This is a genomic window from Actinosynnema sp. NPDC037264 (genome assembly GCF_055603705.1).
Genome location: NZ_JBVJVK010000044.1, coordinates 48494 through 66883, shown reverse-complemented (window position 1 = coordinate 66883; position 18390 = coordinate 48494). Strand labels below are relative to the sequence as shown.

7 protein-coding genes are annotated in these 18390 nt (G+C 71.5%); 6 read left to right on the top strand and 1 reads right to left on the bottom strand.

The window, feature by feature from the left end; genetic code table 11:
- Positions 1-201 precede the first annotated feature (201 nt).
- The gene (locus ACZ7GX_RS33480) at positions 202-1668 is read left to right on the top strand and encodes a toll/interleukin-1 receptor domain-containing protein (RefSeq protein ID WP_498782647.1); all 1467 of its coding nucleotides are present in this window, start codon (positions 202-204) and stop codon (positions 1666-1668) included.
- Positions 1669-1680: 12 nt separating this feature from the next.
- On the top strand, positions 1681-2934 hold the full coding sequence (locus tag ACZ7GX_RS33475; RefSeq protein ID WP_498782645.1) for a hypothetical protein: 1254 nt from the start codon (positions 1681-1683) through the stop codon (positions 2932-2934).
- Positions 2935-2964: 30 nt separating this feature from the next.
- Here the strand turns inward: ACZ7GX_RS33475 and ACZ7GX_RS33470 are convergent, their stop codons facing one another.
- Positions 2965-4572, bottom strand: a complete 1608-nt coding sequence (locus ACZ7GX_RS33470) for an FAD-binding oxidoreductase (RefSeq protein ID WP_498782643.1) — start codon at positions 4570-4572, stop codon at positions 2965-2967.
- 111 nt (positions 4573-4683) lie between these two features.
- Here ACZ7GX_RS33470 and ACZ7GX_RS33465 point away from each other — a divergent pair, with 111 nt between their 5' ends.
- The 4 genes from ACZ7GX_RS33465 to ACZ7GX_RS33450 all read left to right on the top strand — a co-directional run bounded on the left by ACZ7GX_RS33465 (position 4684) and on the right by ACZ7GX_RS33450 (position 18336).
- Entirely contained in the window at positions 4684-8400 is a 3717-nt protein-coding gene (locus ACZ7GX_RS33465; protein ID WP_498782641.1) for an nSTAND1 domain-containing NTPase, read from the top strand.
- A 143-nt stretch (positions 8401-8543) separates the two neighbouring features.
- Positions 8544-8789 (top strand): DUF6289 family protein, encoded by a 246-nt coding sequence (locus tag ACZ7GX_RS33460; protein WP_498782639.1) that lies wholly within the window; start codon positions 8544-8546, stop codon positions 8787-8789.
- A 156-nt stretch (positions 8790-8945) separates the two neighbouring features.
- The gene (locus ACZ7GX_RS33455) at positions 8946-17867 is read left to right on the top strand and encodes a SpvB/TcaC N-terminal domain-containing protein (protein WP_498782637.1); all 8922 of its coding nucleotides are present in this window, start codon (positions 8946-8948) and stop codon (positions 17865-17867) included.
- Positions 17860-18336: an SMI1/KNR4 family protein gene (locus tag ACZ7GX_RS33450; protein ID WP_498782635.1), complete on the top strand. Its 477-nt coding sequence runs from the start codon at positions 17860-17862 to the stop codon at positions 18334-18336. Before ACZ7GX_RS33455 ends, ACZ7GX_RS33450 begins: the two co-directional genes overlap by 8 nt.
- Positions 18337-18390: the final 54 nt, after the last annotated feature.

The following is an 18390-nucleotide window of genomic DNA, read 5'->3' as shown; positions in this document are numbered from 1 at the left end:
GAAATATGCGACAGCGGAGGGAATCGCGCGGTCGTCCGCCGCCGTGCCGGTGGCGGTGTCCCCATGATGTCGGAGGCTCCGCCTGCCCGGCCGAACGATTCGTATCTTCACTGGAAAGTGTGAATTGTCAGACGTCACCTGGAATTGTCCGAGCGTGAGGCGGCGTGCCGATCGTCCTGGCGGCCCGGTTGCTCCTTCCGATTGCTCTCACCCGATGCGGTCCCGTGGGCAAGTCCTCGACGCTACTGTGTCGCCAAGTCCTCGACCGCCTCGCCTGCACGGGAGGATGCCGGGGGGCGAGTTCGGTCAGGACGTCGACTGTCGCGGCTGTTCGACGAGTGGGGGACCATGCACCACAGCGCCGGCGCAGGCTCGTCCCGGGGAGAAGGGGCGTTACCGATCACCTTGCTCTGCCTCGTTCTCGGGCAGGCCGCTTGGGCGATGTACATCACGGTCACCGAATTCGAGGTCGACATCGACCACGGGCGCTCGTCGTCACCTTGGGATCCGGTGCTGGGAGTGGTGTCCGCCATCGAGGTGGTCGGTGTCCTGCTCATTTTCGCCCGGCGCGGTCCCGGGTTCGCCGTAGCGGTCTCCGCCGAGGCGTTGCGAGTGGTCATCGCCTTGCTGGTCGAGACGTCGTTGGACGGCTGGCTCGTGGTGTCGGCGGCCGTCAGCCCGATCGTCCTGGGCTACCTCCGCACTCGCTTCCACGACGGCCTCGACGACATGGGCGCGGGCGATGTGCCGCCGGATTCCGATGTCGGGCGAGGTGCGGGGCGGGAAGACCAGGTGGGAGATCCCGACGTGTTCCTCAGTTATTCGCGGAGGCAGTTCTACTTCGCCGAGTCGTTGATGCTGCGCTTGACGGGTGGTTCGGTGTCCGTGTGGTTCGACACGCACCGGATCCAGGCGGGTGCCGACTGGAGGGAGAGCATCGATCGGGGTCTCGCGGCGTGCGACTCCCTGGTGCTCGTGGCGTCACGTGACGCCTTGGCGTCGAAGAACGTCGACTACGAATGGCGCACGGCCCTGGAGAACGGCAAGCGGATATACGTCGTCCTCTTCGAAGCGGTCGATCTTCCACCCGAGTTGAGCCGTGCGGCCGTGGCGGTCGTCGACCTGCGCAGCCGGTTCGAACCGAAGGTGCGGACACTGGTCGAACTGCTGGCCGAGCCCCGGCACCATCGCGATCGGGTCCCGAGGGCAAACCCGCTGGGCCTTCCGCTGCGCCTGCCGCCGGACGTCTTCCTGACGACGGCCACCCTGGTCCTGGTGCTCGCGACGAGTGTGTTCTTCGACGTCCTCAACCTCCGAACCCTGGTGGCGATCACCACGCCGCACGAGAAGAACATTCCCGAAGAGGCCGACGTGGGCTTCACGACCCACCTGCTCGGGTTGACCTTCCACGGGCTCTCCAGCAAGGTCTACGCATTCCTGGGAATCGCCGTGATCACCTTGACGCTCACGGGTCTGGTGGCGTTCCTCCTGGTGGCGATCCTCTACCGGCGGAGGTTCTCCTTCCCCCTGGTCCCGCTCGCGCTGCTCGGCTCCTGCTGGCTCTACCTGAACACCAGCTTCATCGACCACTCGACCAGTCACGTCATCGTCAGCATCGGCGGCGGCTTCATGTCGACGCCGGCCAACCTGCACTCCTCGGCCTGGTGAGACCTCGACGACATGCTCCTCGCGCAGTACGTGGAGTACAGCTCGTCATCTTCTTTCGAGTACGGATCCGCCTTTCTCTCCGCAGGTGACGCGGCGCCGTACCTGACGGCCACGAGCGCGCAGTGGCGCTGGCCGACACTGCTGCTCCTCGGGCTCGCGGTGGTCGCGTACGTGAGATCACGGCGCTCCGCCTCCCTGTACCGCTGGCTCGCCACCGGCGTCGCGCCCGAGAGGTCACGACTCCAGCACAACGAGCACCGGGGCGCGCTCGCGGTGGACCCGCCCCGGTCCGCCGAACGATCGCAGCGCGGGGGGACACCGCCGGAGCCGCCGCGGACCGCATCCGAACGGCCGTGGCGACTGCTGCACCAGCCCGCCGATGGTCACGTCGCAACGGAGATCGAGGCCGCACTGGCCGAGAGCGCGGCTGCCGACGGTGGCGGCTCGCAACAGCGCGACGTCGCCGTCGTCCTGCTGTCCAACCGCACCCCGCTGGATTGGCTGGAGCGCGTCGAGCGAGAGAACCCCGACCTGATCTACGTGGTGTGCACGACCATTCGGCACGTCGAGACCCTGGAACTGCTCAACCGCCACCAGTGGTTCGACTACCGCGAGCGATCGCCCGACAAGCTCGCCCTGCTCGCGCGCTCCATCCGACAGGGTCCGGCGACGAATGCCGCCTACTCCTTCCCGGCCCTCCCGGAGAGGTTGACGAGAATGGTCGTGCCCGGACCCGTGTGGTACAAGAGCCACGCGATGAGGCTGTGCGCGACCTGGCTGCTGGCCGTCACCCTGTTCGGAGAGGGCCGGGTGTACAGCAGCTTCATCCAGGACGAGGGTGTGGGCCGCCTCGTCCCGGAGGTGGCCAAGCTGATGTTCTGGATCTGCGTGCCGTGCTGCCTCTACCTCTTCTGGCTGGCCATGGAACTCGCGTCGTCCCGCACCACGTATGCGCGGTTCCGGGTACGCCTGAACGCCGTCGTGGTCGTCCTGTACGTCACCCAGCTCCAGTTCCTGCTGTCGTTCGACAGCCAGTTCGGCATCATCCTGCTCGGCGCGCTCGTCAACGTCTTCCTGGCCCTGGCCTGGCTCACCCCGCACGCCGACGAAGTGCGACGGTGGTTGCCGACGGTCCCGGGCCAGGGTGGCGACACGCTGGCCGTGCCGTTGCGCCACCAGTTCGCGCAGTCGTCGGTGATCTACCTGGCGCTGTTCGCGTTCTGCTACTGGTCGGCGGTGACCTTCTTCGCCGACGTCGCGGGGTGAACGGGCGTCGCGCGGTGATCGGTTGGGCCGTCACGTCGACTTGACGGACAAGGCGTGGTGGAAGACGTCGCGGGGGTCCCAGCGGGCCTTGACCCGTTGCAGTCGGGGGTAGTTCGCCTTGTAGTACAACGTGTGCCACGGCACGCCGGAGGTGTTCCAGCGCGGGTCGGCGAGGTCCACGTCCGGGAAGTTGACGCCCACGCCGTCGGTCGCGGTGTCGGGCACGGGGACGCCGCCGGTCGCGGCGTAGAGGTCGCGGTAGAACTCGCGGACCCACGCCACCTGGTCGGCGTCCTGCTCCCGTGCCGCCCAGAACGAGGTGACCCAGGCCCGAAGGACCGAGTCGCGCTGCGGCACGGCGGTCTCCGACGACGGCACCGCGTTGATCCTCCCCCCGTACGAGTAGAGGAACACCGCACCGATGCCCGTCTGCCGCCCGTCCCCCAGGTACCGGTAGCAGGTCGCGATCTGCTGCTCGGTCCAGGCCCGGCGGAGGAAGGCGTCCGCGGACTTGGTGCGGTTCATGCCGGTGGTGTCGAAGCCGTTGCCCATGGTGGCCTTCAACCACGGCGTGAACGACATCCGCACCTCGTGCGGCACACCGACGCCGTCGGCCAGCGCCGCGAGGTAGCCGTCCATCAACTGCCGGACGCCGGGCAGCGCGCCGTCGAGTTGGGCGATCAGGCCGATCCGGCCCAGCGCGCGGTGGGTGAGGGTGAGCTGGCTCCACAGGCTCGACCACGGCGCCTGGTCGGTGGCGTGCCGCTCGTGCCACGCGCCGTGGTTGCGCACCAGCCGGGTGAACGCCTGCTCGGTCATCCGGCTCCACGGCCAGGTCACCTCGGCCTTGAGCAGCGTTCCCGGCGCCTCGGGCAACGCGGTCGCCGGATCGTCGCCGGTGCGCCCCGGTGACCGCAGCCAGTACCTGGTCACGATGCCGAAGTTCCCGCCACCACCACCCGTGTGCGCCCACCACAGCTCCCGGTTCGGGTCGTCGGCGTCACGGGTCGCCACCACCGCGCGGGCACGCCCCCAGCGGTCCACCACGACCACCTCCACCGCGTACAGGTGGTCCACGATCAACCCGTCCCGGCGCGACAGCGGGCCGAACCCGCCACCGACGACGTGCCCGCCGACGCCCACCTGGTGGCACTCGCCACCGGGGACCGTGACGCCCCAACCGAGGTACAGCGTCCGGTACACCTGGCCGAGCGTGGCGCCGACCTCGACGGCGAACGCCCTGCGCTCGGGGTCGTAGTACACCTCGTTCATCTCGCAGGTGTCGACGATCACCTGCACCGACGGGTCGTCGACGAAGCCCTCGAAGCAGTGCCCGCCGCTGCGCACGGAGATCCGCTTGCCGGCGCGCACGGCCTCGTCCACCACCCGCACGACCTGCCCGGTCGTGTGGACCAGGCGGATCCACTCGGGCCGCGCCGCGAACCGGGCGTTGAAACCGCGGTTGACCAGGTCCTGGTAGCGCAGGTCGTCCGGTCCCACCGCGACCGCTCCCTGCGGTGGGAAGCGCAGCTGAGGGCTCGCGGACGCCCTGGCGCCGATGAGCCCGAGGGCGGCGCCTCCCGTCACGGTGGTCGTGCCCAGGAACGCACGGCGGGTCAACTCGGTCAACGTCAGCACCGGCCTCTCACGGTTGTCGATCTCGACGGTGTCGCGCCCGTCGACCTCATCCGTAGTGCCGCGGAATTGATCGCTGTCGGTGGCCGGACGGTGTACAACAAGGTCTGATGAATGGCCACCGATGCCTGGGGGACGGCATTGCCACGTCGGGAGCGCCCGCTCGAGGCAGGGGACGACGCGCTGGTGGAGTTCGCGGCCGACCTGCGCCGGCTGAGGGAGAAGGCGGGCAGCCCGACCTACCGGGAGCTGAGCGGGCGTGCGCACTTCTCCGCCACGGCGCTGTCGAGCGCCGCGGCGGGGCGGAAGCTGCCGAGCCTGCCGGTCACGCTGGCCTACGTCCGCGCGTGCGACGGCGACCAGGCCGAGTGGGAGCAGCGGTGGCACGACCTCGCCGCCGCGACGGCCGCCGCGCGGGAGCGCGACCGGCCCGCGGAGACGACCGGTTCGCCGTACGTGGGGTTGGCGCCCTTCCGGTCGGAGGACGCGCACCGGTTCTTCGGCCGCGACCGGCTCGTCGCCGAGGTGACCTCGCGGGTGGCGGGCGGCCGGTTCCTGGTCGTGTCCGGCGTCTCCGGGGCGGGCAAGTCCTCCCTGCTGCGCGCCGGGGTGCTGCCGCGGCTGCGCGCCGACGGGTGGCAGGCGGTCCTGTTCACGCCGGGGGCCCGGCCGCTGGAGGAGTGCGCGATCCACCTCGGTCGGCTCGACGGGCGCACCGCCGGGCAGCTGCGGGCGGAGTTCGCCGCGGACCCGCGCAACCTGCACCTGTTCGTCCGGCAGGCGCTGGCGGAGCAGCCGCCGGAGGTGGAGCTGCTGCTCGTGGTCGACCAGTTCGAGGAGGTGTTCACGCTCTGCCACGACGAGGACGAGCGGAACCACTTCGTCGACGCGCTGCTGGTCGCCGCACAGGCGGAGAACAGCCGCTGCCGCGTCGTGCTCGGGGTGCGCGCGGACTTCTACGGGCACTGCGCGGCCCACCCGGGGCTCGCCGCGTTCCTGGCGGACGCGCACGTGCCCGTCGACCCGATGACGGCCGAAGAGCTGCGCCAGGCCATCACCAGCCCGGCGGTCCAGGCGGGGTACGCGGTGGAGGGCGCGCTGCTCGCCCGGATCGTCGCCGACGTGACCGGCCAGGTCGGGACGCTGCCGCTGGTCTCGCACGCCCTGCTGGAGACGTGGCGGCGCCGCCGCGGCAACACGCTCGACGTGCACGGGTACGAGATGGCGGGCGGTATCCGCGGCGCCGTCGCGCAGACGGCCGAGCACGCCTACACCGCGCTGGGTGACCGCGGTCGGGAACTGGCGCGGCAGATCCTGCTGCGGTTGATCGCGCTCGGCGACGGCACCGAGGACACCAAGCGTCGCGTCCGGCGCGGCGAGCTCGACGACGACCCCGACACCACCGCCGTGCTCGCGACGTTGGTCGACGCGAGGCTGGTGACCGTCGACCACGACGGCGTGGAGCTGGCGCACGAAGCGCTGGTCCGCTCCTGGCCGCGACTGCGCGGCTGGCTGGCCGAGGACCGCAACGGCCTGCGCGTGCACCGCCAGCTCACCGAGGCCACCCAGACGTGGTTGTCCCTCGACCGCGACCCGGGCGCGCTGTACCGCGGCTCACGGCTGGTGGCGGCCCGCGACTGGGCGCAGCGCCACAGCGGCAACCTCACCACCGACGAGGCGTCGTTCCTGCGCACCAGCCTCACCACCGACGAACGCGAGCAGGCCTCCCGCCGACGCCGCACCCGGCAGCTGCGGTGGTCGTCCCGAGCGCTCGCGGTGCTGCTGGTGGCCGCGATCACGATGACCGCCGTGGCCGTGCGCCAACGCCAGGACGCGATCGCCCAGGGGCTGATCACGGCGTCGCGCCAGCTGGCCGCCGAGGCCATGACCGAAGCCGACCAGGACGTGGGGGCGGCGATGCGGCGCGCCCTGGACGCCTACCGGAGCCACCCGACCGTCGAAGCGCGCAGCGCCGTGCTCAGCCTCGCGTCCCGGCGCCACTACGCCGCCGAGCTGTCCCCTTCGGCCGGGATGCCCGCGGAGACCGCCTTCTCCCCGGACGGCCGCCTGCTGGCCGCTCCCGGCGCCGCCGGCGAGGTCGACCTGTGGGACGTGGGCAGCCGCACGAAGTCGGGCGTCCTGAGCGGACGGCCCGGGCAGGCGCTGACGGTCGACTTCAGCGCCGACGGCCGCCGCCTGGCGCACGGCACGGCGGACGGCGGCTTCGTCGTCTGGGACGTGGCCGACCGGTCGGTCGCCCTGGAAGGCAAGGCCCCCGGCTCGATCACCAAGATCAGGTTCAGCCCGGACGGGCGGCTGCTCGCCTCCGCCGGCGACGCGGGGGTGCGCCTCTGGGACGCCGCGACCGGCCGGCCGCTCGTCACGCTGGTGGACCGCGGTCCCTCCGACCTGGCGTTCAGCCAGGACGGGAAGCTGCTCGCGTTCACCGGCGAGGGCGGTGGGATCACGTTGTGGGACGTGGCGACGTCCCGGGCGGTGGACCGCATCCCCGTCGACGACACCAGGCGGTCGTTGTCGGTGGCGTTCAGCCCCGACGGCGCCACCATCGCGACCGCCGGTCCCGGTCGCGTGGTCCGGCTGTGGGACACCGCGACCCGGCGGCACGTCGCCGATCTCGACCACGTCGACAGCGTGCGCCGGGTGGAGTTCAGCCGGCAGGGCGACCGGCTCGTCGCCGTCGACATCGGCGGGGACGCGCTGCTGTGGGACGTCCCGCGCCGCACGCGGATCGGGCAGCTCGTCAAGTCGAAGAGCCGCGGGGTGGCCAGCGCGACGTTCAGCCCCGACGGGCGGTTCATCGCGGGCAGCGGTGGCCGGATCCTGTTGTGGGACCGCGCCGGGTTCCCGTTCGTGGGTCACGTCGACACGGTCAGCGGCGTGGCGTTCAACCCCGAGGGCGCCACCCTGGCCAGCAGCAGCGCGGACGGCACGCTCGTGGTCTGGGACCGGGAGCACCGCACGCCGCGCGCGACCGTCGCGGGCTCGGGCAACACCTCCCTGGACACCATCGGTCCGGTCCAGAGCCCGGACGGGCGACTGCTCGCCGCCGGCCACCAGGGCGAGGTCACGATCCGCGACGCGGAGACGCTGCGGACCGTGGCCGTGGTGACCGGTCGCGATGACGGCGTCGTGGCGCGGCGCGCGGCGTTCAGCCCGGACTCGCGCACCCTCGCGCTGCTGACCAACGGCCGGACCGTCGCGTTGTGGGACGTGGCCGGGCGGCCGCGGGTGAGCCGCACCGTGGAGGGGGAATCCGCGCTGCACATGGAGTACAGCCCCGACGGGAGCGTGCTGGCGGTCGCGACCTCGCGCGGGCGCGTCCTGCTCTGGGACGCGACCACCCTGGAGCCGCGCGGGACCCTGGACGTCGGCGACGGGCCGGTGCCGATGGTCGCGTTCAGCCCGGACGGGGGACAGGCGGCCACGATCGACGGCGAGGGCGAGGTCGTGGTCTGGGACGTCGCCACGCGGGAGCGGAAGGGCGAGCTGGTCAGCCGCACGAGTCCGATCGAGTGGTTGGCGTTCAGCCCCGACGGTCGCCTGATCGCCACGTTCGGCGAAGAGCACGCGGTGACGCTGTGGGAGACGGACGGCTACACCCGTTGGGCGGAGCTCAGCGGGCACACGGGGTCCGTGACCGACCTGTCGTGGAGCCCGGACGGCGCGACGGTCGCCAGCAGCAGCCGGGACCGGACGATCACCCCGTGGACCACCGGGGTGGAGCAGGCGATCGACCGGCTCTGCCACGTGATCGCCCACGACTTCCCCGTGCGCGAACCGCCGCCCGCGACCTGCGCGGAGCGCGAGTGACGCCGTGCGGCGGTGCACGGCTTCGGTCGTCCCGAAGCGATCTGCCGATCGGTGGTGCTGCGGTTTCCGGTCCCGCTGCCATCCTGGACGGCGTCCCCGCACCGCGCGTCCCGGGACCCGTTCCCGGAGCAAGGAGGTCCACCGTGATCCGTCGGCTGCTGGTCGCCGTCGTGGCGGCACTCGGCGTCGTGGCCCTCGCGCCCGCCTCCGCCCAGGCCATCCCGGTGTGCAAGAGCGGCTACGCGTGCCTGTACCAGTGGTACGCCGACCCGGAGCACACCCAGTTCAACGGCTACCGGGCGATCGACTGCGACGGCAACGTCGACAGCTCCGGTGTGCAGCGCGGCTACCTGGTGTTCGGCCAGGCACGCTGCAACACCGCCGCCTGAGCCCGATCGGGAACTGGGGCCTGGACCGCCACTGACACCACCACCGCCGTCGTGTTGCTAGGCCGGACGAGTGACGGACGGGCGCTCGCGTAACGACCGGGACGCCGCTCCCCGAACAGGCTAGGGAAGACCGCCGCCTGATGAGGGGGACGCCGCATGTTCGCTCGCGCCGGATTACGCCGCAGACCGAGGTCCAGGGGACGTGCCGCGACCGCCCTCCTCGCGCTCCTGGCGCTGGTCGGCATCGGGTTGACGCCGCCCGAGCTGTACGACCGGGTCAGCCCGACCTCGGCGGGCAGCGGCTCGGTGACCGCGCCGGACCACCCCGAGGGCGCCGCGTTCAACCCCAACCAGCTCAAGGGCATCAAGGCCGCGGACCCGAGCAGCGGGGTCAACCTCGTCTCCGCGCCCAGTGCGAACAACCTGGGCGACGCCCGGCTGTCGTACCCGCTGGAGGTGCCGCCGGGCCGGGCGGGCATGCAGCCGCAGCTCGTCGTCCAGTACAACTCCGCCGGCGGCAACGGCTGGACCGGCGTCGGCTGGGACCTCGCCCAGGCCGCGATCACCCTGGACACCCGCTGGGGCGTGCCCCGCTACCACGCCGGCCTGGAAACCGAGACCTACCTGCTCAACGGCGAGCAGCTCACCCCCGTCGCGCACCGCGGCGAGCTCCAGGCGCGCACCGCCGAGAAGGTGTTCCACACCCGCGTCGAGGGGCGGTTCGACAAGATCGTCCGGCACGGCGACCACCCCACCAACTACTGGTGGGAGGTCGTGGACCGGGAAGGCACGCGGTCGGTCTTCGGCGGCGAGGAGACCGCCACGCTGGCCGACGCGTCCGGCAACATCGCCACCTGGGCGCTGCGCGAAACCCGTGACACCAACGACAACTTCGTGCGCTACCACAACGTCCGCGTCGAGGACGCCGGTGTCGCGGGCGGATCGGTGCCGGGCGCCAACCTGTACCCCGCGAAGATCACCTACACCGGCCACGGCGACACCGAGGGCCGCTACTCGGTCACCTTCACCCGCGACCGCGACCGGGGCGAGCCGCGCCGCGGCGACGTCCAGATCGAGGCGCGCTCCGGGTTCAAGCGGGTCACCGCGGACCTGCTGCGGCGGGTCGAGGTGAAGGTGGACGACACCCTGATCCGCGCCTACGAGCTGGACTACCGCCAGGGCGCGTTCGCCAAGACGCTGCTCGGCTCGGTCAGCCAGTTCGACGCGGGCAACACCCGCTTCAACACCCACGCGTTCGACTACTTCGACGACATCCGCGACGCCTCCGGCGGGTACGACGCGTTCGACGCGGCGGGCAACTGGGCCGTCGCCGACGACGACCTGGGCGTGAACATCCGCGACGGCGAGGCCAGCGCCCTCTCGGCGACCACGTCGACCAGCGCCGGCGGGCACCTGTACGTCGGCTACAACCCGACCTCGGTGAGCAAGTCGAACTCCGCGGGGCTCAAGGTCGGCTACAACTCCGGCTCCTCCGACGGCCTGCTCGCGCTCGCCGACGTCAACGGCGACAACCTGCCGGACAAGGTGTTCCGCTCCGACGGCGGCGTGTTCTACCGCCCCAACGAGTCGGGACCGGACGGCCAGGCCAGGTTCGGCGACACCCCGATCCGCCTGACGAACCTGCCGGGCATCTCGTCGGAGAAGACGCGGTCCGGCACGGTCGGCATCGAGTCCTACTTCGGCGTGGCGGCACAGCTGGACTACGTCTCCACCACCACGACCTCCGACCGCTACTTCACCGACGTCAACGGCGACGGCATCACCGACCTGGTGAACAACGGCGGCGTCCTGTTCGGCCACCTGGACGCCGACGGCCGGCCCGCCTACAGCGCCGACAGCGGCGACACCGGCGTCCCCGTCGGCGACGGCACCGCGTCCGGCACGATCGTCGGCGACCAGACCGCCGAGTTCGAGCGCCAGGTCGACGCGTTCCCGCTGCTGGACGGCGTCCGCCGCTGGGTGGCGCCGTTCGACGGCACGGTCCGCGTGGACGGCCGCGTGAAGCTGGTGCAGGACACGAGCCCCGAACGGCAGGCGTACCGCTCGGCCGACGGCGTCCGGGTCGCCGTCCAGCACCAGGACACCGAGCTGTGGTCGCAGCGCATCGGCCCGGACGACCACATCGAGTTCGCGCCGACGGGCACCGACGACATCGCCGTGCGCAAGGGCGAAGCGCTGTTCTTCCGCGTCCAGTCCGTGCTCGACGGCCGCTTCGACGCGGTCGCGTGGGACCCGCGGGTCACCTACACCGGCGTCCCCGCGAGCACCGACGTCAACGGCCTGGCCAACGACACCTACCTCGCCTCCCGCGACTTCACCCTCGGCGGCCGGCCCTCGGTCGTCGTCGCGCCGCTGACCGGCACGCTGCACCTGTCCGGTGACGTCGCCAAGTCCGGTCCCACGACCGACGACGTGACGGTCGTGGTGACCCGCAACGGCTCCGACGTCTACAGCCACACGCTGGCCCGCGGCGCTGCCGGCACCGCGTCGATCGACCTGGACGTCCCGGTCACCGCCGACGACACGCTGTCGTGGCGGCTGAAGGTCGACTCGCCGGTCGACGCCGGGACGCTGCGCTGGGTGCCGTGCGCCCACTACACGGCGGCGCAGGGCGTCGACTCGGTGGTGGACGACAACGGCAACCCGACGCTGGTCATCCACCCGCCGTACGACCTGGACATGTACCCGGTCTCCACGCTGACCTCGCCGCAGGCGTCGTACACGGCGACGCACGGCGGCACCGTCACCGTGGAGCCCGCGCTGACGTTCGACTTCGCGGGCCAGACCCCGGACACCCGGGTCGTCTTCACGGTCAAGAAGCGCGGCGGGCTGCTCGCCAAGCGGGTGATCGACGTCGTGGACGGCCAGGTGCCCGACCCGGCCTCGCTGCGCGTCACCGCCGAGGTCGCCCAGGGCGACGAGCTGTTCTTCGACTTCGCCACCCTCGACACCGCCCTGCCCTCGCGGTTGACGGGCCAGTCGGCGTCGCTCTCCCACGACGGCACGAACTTCACCGCCGTGCCCAGCGCCCTGCACGCCTCCGCCGAGCAGGGCGCGTTCGCGCAGCCGTACCGGGGCTGGGGCGCCGTGGGCTACCAGGGCAACCGCGACCGGGCGACCAAGCCGATCAGCCGCGGCGACCTCGTCCTGGACGAGAGCTACCGCGACGAGCTGCCCGACGGGCCGACCGAGGACGACGTGCCGGGCTTCACGGAGAACCCGCAGGTCAAGCAGCCCAGGGTGGTGGTGTTCGCACCGCTTCCCGCGCAGGACCGCTGGGCCGGCGCGGACGACAACACGTGGGTCTCGCGGGACGCCTCGGCCAGTTCGCGCCTCGGTCTGGACACCATCGACGTCCTCACCGACGGCGACGTCGCGGGTGCGGCGGCCGTGTCCCGGCGCGGGCGCACGCAGCAGATCTCGACCACGTTCGGCGCGAGCATCCCCGGCGTCCCGATCGGCGGTGGCGCGAGCGTCGCGAAGGGCCGCTCCACCGGGCAGCTCGACTTCCTCGACCTCAACGGCGACCGGTTCCCGGACGTCGTCGGGTCGGCGGGCGTGCAGTACTCCGACATGACCGGCGGTCTGGGCGACACCAGGGGCAGCGTCGGCGGCGCGGTGCGCGAGTCCGACTCGCTGGCCTACGGCGTGAACGCCAACGCGGGCAGCCCGGCCCGCACCAGCGGCAACGGTCGCGGCGAGGCGGCGCCCTCGGGCAGCCGCAACGCCAACAGCGCCAAGTCCGGCCCGGAGATGCCCGCGCTCGGCGTGGGCGGCAACGTCGGCGGCGGCGAGTCCGACACCGGGCACGACCTGATCGACATCAACGGCGACGGCCTGCCGGACAAGGTGTTCGACAACGGCGACGCCGCGCTGAACCTCGGCTACTCGTTCGCCGCGCGCGAGCCGTGGCCGGGCGGCCCGGTCAACGACGGCAAGACCACCAGCGCCGGGGTGAACCTGGGCTTCAACACCAACTACTACGGCTTCGCGGGCGGTGTGTCGGCGGCGCTCGGCTCGTCGGTCACCAGCGCCACGCTGCTGGACGTCAACGGCGACGGCCTGGCCGACCGCGTGTTCGCCAACGGCGACAACCCCGTCGGCGTCGCCGTCAACACCGGCAACGGGTTCGGCGCGCCGACCCCGTTCCGCGGCAGCGCGGGCGACGTCGGCAAGGACGAGAACGCCACCCTCGGCGGCGGCGTGTACTTCACGTTCGGGTTCTGCTTCTTCTTCGGCTGCCTGGTCTTCAACCCCGGCGCCGACGTCTCCACCGGCATCGGCCGCGCCGAGGTGGCGCTGCGCGACGTCAACGGCGACGGCTACGCCGACCACGTCCGCTCCACCCGCGACGACGAGCTCGTGGTGGCGGCCAACAAGACCGGGCGCACGAACCTGCTGCGCACCGTGTCCCGGCCGCTGGGCGCCCGGATCGACCTGGACTACACCCGGTCCGGCAACACGCAGGACCAGCCCGACTCGAAGTGGGTGCTCTCCCGCTCCGCCGTGCACGACGGGCACCCCGGTGACGGCCAGGACGTGCAGCTGTCCACGTTCCGCTACGAGGCGGGCCGGTACGACCGGCTGGAGCGCGAGTTCCTCGGCTACGGCAAGGTGGTCTCCGAGCAGCGCGACGCGGGCTCGGGCGACGCCCTCCTGCGGGCGCTGACCAGCGAGTACCGCACCGACAGCTACTACCTGCGCGGCCTGGTGACCCGGTCGGCGACCGCGGACGCGTCGGGCGGGCTGTTCCAGGAGACGGTCAACACCTACCGGCTGCGCGACGTCGCCACCGGCGCGGACGCGAACCCGAAGGCGACGACGGCGCGGGTCTTCCCGCTGCTGGCCCGCGTGGACAAGCACTACCACGAGGGCCAGGCGAACCCCGGCAAGTCCACCTACACCGAGATGGCCTACGACGAGCACGGCAACCTCGTGCGGTCGTTCGACGCCGCCGACACCGGCCCGGGTGACGACGTGGAGGCCGAGTTCGGCTACACGTCCTCGATCCCGGCGTGCCGCGACCGCAACATCATCGGCGTCGCGAACCTCGTCCGCGAGCACGGCGCCACCCCGCGCACCCTGATGCGCCACCGGGAGTCCACACTGGACTGCGCGACCGGTGACGTGCTGGCGGTGCGCGAGATCCTGCCCGACGGGTCGGCCGCGGTCAGCGACCTGACCTACCACGACAACGGCAACCTGCTCGCCATTACGGGGCCCGCCAACAAGAACGGGCAGCGCTACCGGCAGGAGTACGGCTACGACGGCGTCGTCGGCGTGCACGTCGAGTCCATCAAGGACAGCTTCGGCTACGAGTCCTCGGCGACGCACGACCTGCGGTTCGGCCTGCCGGACCTCACCGTCGACGAGAACCGCCAGTCGCTGCGCATGTCCTACGACAGCGTCGGCCGGGTGGACGAGGTGGTCGGGCCGTACGAGATCGGCTCCGGCCGGGCCACGATCGACTTCGAGTACCACCCGGAGGCGGCCGTCCCGTACGCCGTCACCCGGCACCTCGACCGCACCGCCACCGGCGTCCGCGACGACACGATCGACACCGTCCAGTTCGCCGACGGCCTGGCCCGACCGGTGCAGAGCAAGCAGGACGGCTCCGTGGCCGACACCGCGGGCAGCGCGCCGGCCGACGTGATGGTGGTGTCCGGCCGGGTCACGTTCGACCCGCTGGGCCGCGTCGTCGAGCAGTACTACCCGGTGACCGAGCCGAAGGGCGCGGGCAACACGGCGTTCAACGCGGCCTACGACGCGGTCGCACCGACCAGGCTGAGCTACGACGTGGTGGACCGCAGCGTGAAGTCCGTGCTGCCGGACGGCACGTCCAACGAGCTGGCCTACGGCTTCGGCGCCGACCGCTCCGGCGAGACCCGGTTCCGGACGGTCGCCACCGACGCCAACGGCAAGCAGCGCAGCACCTACACCGACGTGCGGGTGCTGACCACCGCCGTGCAGGAGTTCAACGCCGGCACGGCGATCTGGACCAGCTACGGCTACGACCCGATGGGTCAGCTCACCACCGTCGTGGACGACAAGGGCAACACGACCAGGGCCGAGTACGACAACTTCGGCCGCCGCACCGTCGTCGACAGCCCCGATTCCGGCCGCACCGAGACCCGGTACGACCTGGCGGGCAACAAGACGGCGAAGGTCACGGCGAAGCTGCGGGCGGCCGGCAAGGCCGTCGAGTACGACTACGAGTACAACCGGCTCGCCGGCATCCGGTACCCGGTGTTCTCCGGCAACGACGTCACCTACACCTACGGCGGGCCGGGCGCGCCGGACAACGGTGCGGACCGCGTGGTGGCCGTCCGCGACGCGGCGGGCACCGTGACCCGCAAGTACGGCGCGCTGGGCGAGAAGACGAGCGAGACCCGCGAGGTCACCGCGCTCACCACCCCCGCGCGGAGCTACACCACCGGGTACCGGTACGACTCGTTCAACCGGGTGCTGGACCTGACCTACCCCGACGGCGAGGTGCTCACCTACGAGTACGACTCCGGAGGCCAGGTCACCCGCGCCACCGGGCACAAGGCCGGGTTCGACTACCCGTACCTGACGCGGCTCGACTACGACAAGTTCGGCCAGCGCCTGCTCCAGGAGACCGGGACGGGTGTGCGCACCACGTTCGCCTACGACCCGGCCGACCGGCAGCTGAGCAACCTGAAGTCGCGGCTGGCCGACGGTCACCAGTTCCAGGACATCAGCTACGAGTACGACAACGTGGGCAACGTCCTGTCGCTGACCAACACCGTGCCGCTGCCGCACGGCAAGCCGATCGGCGGTCCGAGCAGGCAGACCTACGGCTACGACGACCTGTACCGGCTCACCTCGGCCACCGGCGAGTACCGGAACAAGGACAACAAGCTCGACCGGTACTCCATGGCCCTGGGCTACGACTCCATCCACAACCTGACGGCCAAGAGCCAGCGGCACGAGATCCTGGTGCAGTCCGGCTCCACGTCCGCCCTGTCGCAGGACACGACGACGTTGGCGGACGAGCCGGTCACCGACCCGGCGACCGGCGAGGCCCTGCCGCCGCTGGGGCCGATCGAGCCCGAGGACGAGCAGGTCTCGCAGACCGAGCCCGCGCCGACCACGCAACCCGCGTACGAGCCGGTCGCCTACTCGGTGCAGGCCGCGACGACGGCGCAGGAGCAGAAGAAGACCACCTACGACTACGCCTACGCCTACCACAGCGGGAAGCCGCACGCGCCCAGCGCGGTCGGTCCCGTCAACGAGTCCTACGACGCCAACGGCAACCTGGTCGACTCCGTCAACACCCTGCCGCCCGCGCCGGGCAAGCGGCGGCAGCTCGTGTGGGACGAGGAGAACCGGCTCGCCTGCAACCAGGACCACAGCCGCAACAAGACCGTCGCCCAGCACCCGGACGCGTGCACCAGCCCGCAGCAGCCGGCGACCGTCAGGTACGTCTACGACGACGAGGGCAACCGGGTCGTCAAGAACGCCGGACCGCAGCACATCTACCCCAACCGGGCGTTCAGCGAGCGCAACGGCACGTCGTTCAAGCACGTGTTCGTCGGTGACACCCGGATCGCGACGAAGACCGTCAAGACCGACTCCACCTACGAGAACCACCACTTCTACTTCCACGCCGACCACCTCGGCTCGTCGGGGTACGTCACCGACGAGCACGGCAACCTGACCGAGCACACTGAGTACTTCGCGTTCGGCGAGCCGTGGGTGCAGGAGCACCCGGCGCAGCCGACACCGGTCCCGTACCTGTACGGGTCGAAGGAGCTGGACGAGGAGACCGGCTTCTACTACTACGGGGCCCGCTACTACAACCCGCGCACGCAGGTCTGGCAGAGCCCGGACCCGATCATCGAGTCCTACCTCGACGGCGGGCCCGCGGGCGGCGTGCACCGGCCGGCCAACCTCGCGGCCTACACCTACGCCCACAACAACCCGGTGAAGTTCACCGACCCCGACGGTCGGTACGTGGAGAGCGCGTGGGACGCCATCAGCCTGGGGATCGGCGTGGCGAGCTTCGTGCAGAACGTCCGCGAGGGCAACGGGTGGGGCGCGGCGCTGGACGCGGTCGGCATCGTCGCGGACGGCGCGGCGCTGGTGCTGCCCGTCGTGCCGGGCGGTGCGGGCGCCTTGATCAAGGCCGGTCGCGCGGCGGAGAAGGGCGTGGAGGTGGTCCGGGCCGCCGACCGGGCACGGGACGCGGAGCGGGTCGTCGAAGGCGTCCAGGCCACGGCCCGTGCCGCGGACAAGGGCGGTGACGCGGCCAAGGCGGCGCGCACCACGTCGGTGCCCTGCGCGGTGCCCAACAGCTTCACCCCGGAGACGCCGGTGCTGATGGCCGACGGCACGCGCAAGCCGATCGGCGAGGTGGAGGTCGGCGACCTGGTCGTGGCCACCGACCCGGAGACGGGCGTGACCGAGGTCCGACCGGTGACCGACCTCATCGTCGGCGACGGCTCGAAGGACCTGGTCGAGATCACCGTCGACACCGGTGCCGGCAAGGGCGCCGTCATCGCCACCGACGGCCACCCGTTCTGGGCGGCCGACCTCGGGTCGTGGGTCGACGCGAAGGACCTCCGGGTCGGGACGCTGCTGCGGACCGGCAGCGGCACCTACGTCCAGGTGGTCGCGGTCAGGGCGTGGACGCAGCAGCAGCGGGTGCACAACCTGACCGTCGACGGACTGCACACCTACCACGTGGCGGCGGGTGCGGTCGACGTCCTGGTGCACAACTGCGGTGGTCCCGTCATCCGCAACAAGCACCTGGCCGGCGGCAAGCACCCGAAGACCGGGGTCCCGTTCGACAAGAACGGCTTCCCGGACTTCTCGAAGTGGCGCCACCCGAAGGTCCCGGACGTGCGGATCAAGCTGACCGGCAACCGGAAGGTGGACGAGCGGCTGGCCAACGAGGCGGCCGGGCTGAAGAACACGCCGTCCGACTACACCTGGCACCACCACCAGGACAGTGGTCTGATGCAGTTGATCCGCCGTGACGTCCACGCCGCCACGGGCCACACGGGAGGGCACGCGGTCAAGCTGCATGAGTGAGCCGTTCTTCGAGGAGGACCCGTACTACACGGGTCCTCCTCTGACCGACGGGATGGTCCGCGCGGCGGAGGCCCACCTGGGCGTCCGGCTCCCGCGGGCCTATCTCGCGTTGCTGGCGCGGCGCAACGGCGGCACCCCACGCCGCCGTTGCCTGCCCACCCCGTTCCCGACGTCGTGGGCCCCGGACCACTTCGAGATCCGCGGGCTGCGGGGCCTCGGCGGCGCCTGGGGTGTGGATTCGGCGGAGTTGGGCAGCCGGTACCTGGTGGGGGAGTGGGGCTACCCGGACATCGGGGTGGTCATCTGCGACACCCCGTCGGCGGGCCACGACACCGTGATGCTCGACTACTCGGAGTGCGGCCCGACCGGCGAGCCGTCCGTGGCCTACATCGACGAGGACCGGGTGCCTCGCCGCGTCGCCGCGTCGTTCGACGAATTCGTCGCGGCGCTCGAGAGCTGCCCGGACTGACCGTGGGTGAACTGTTGCGTCGCTTCGTCGCTCCCGTGGAACACGGGTGTTCGA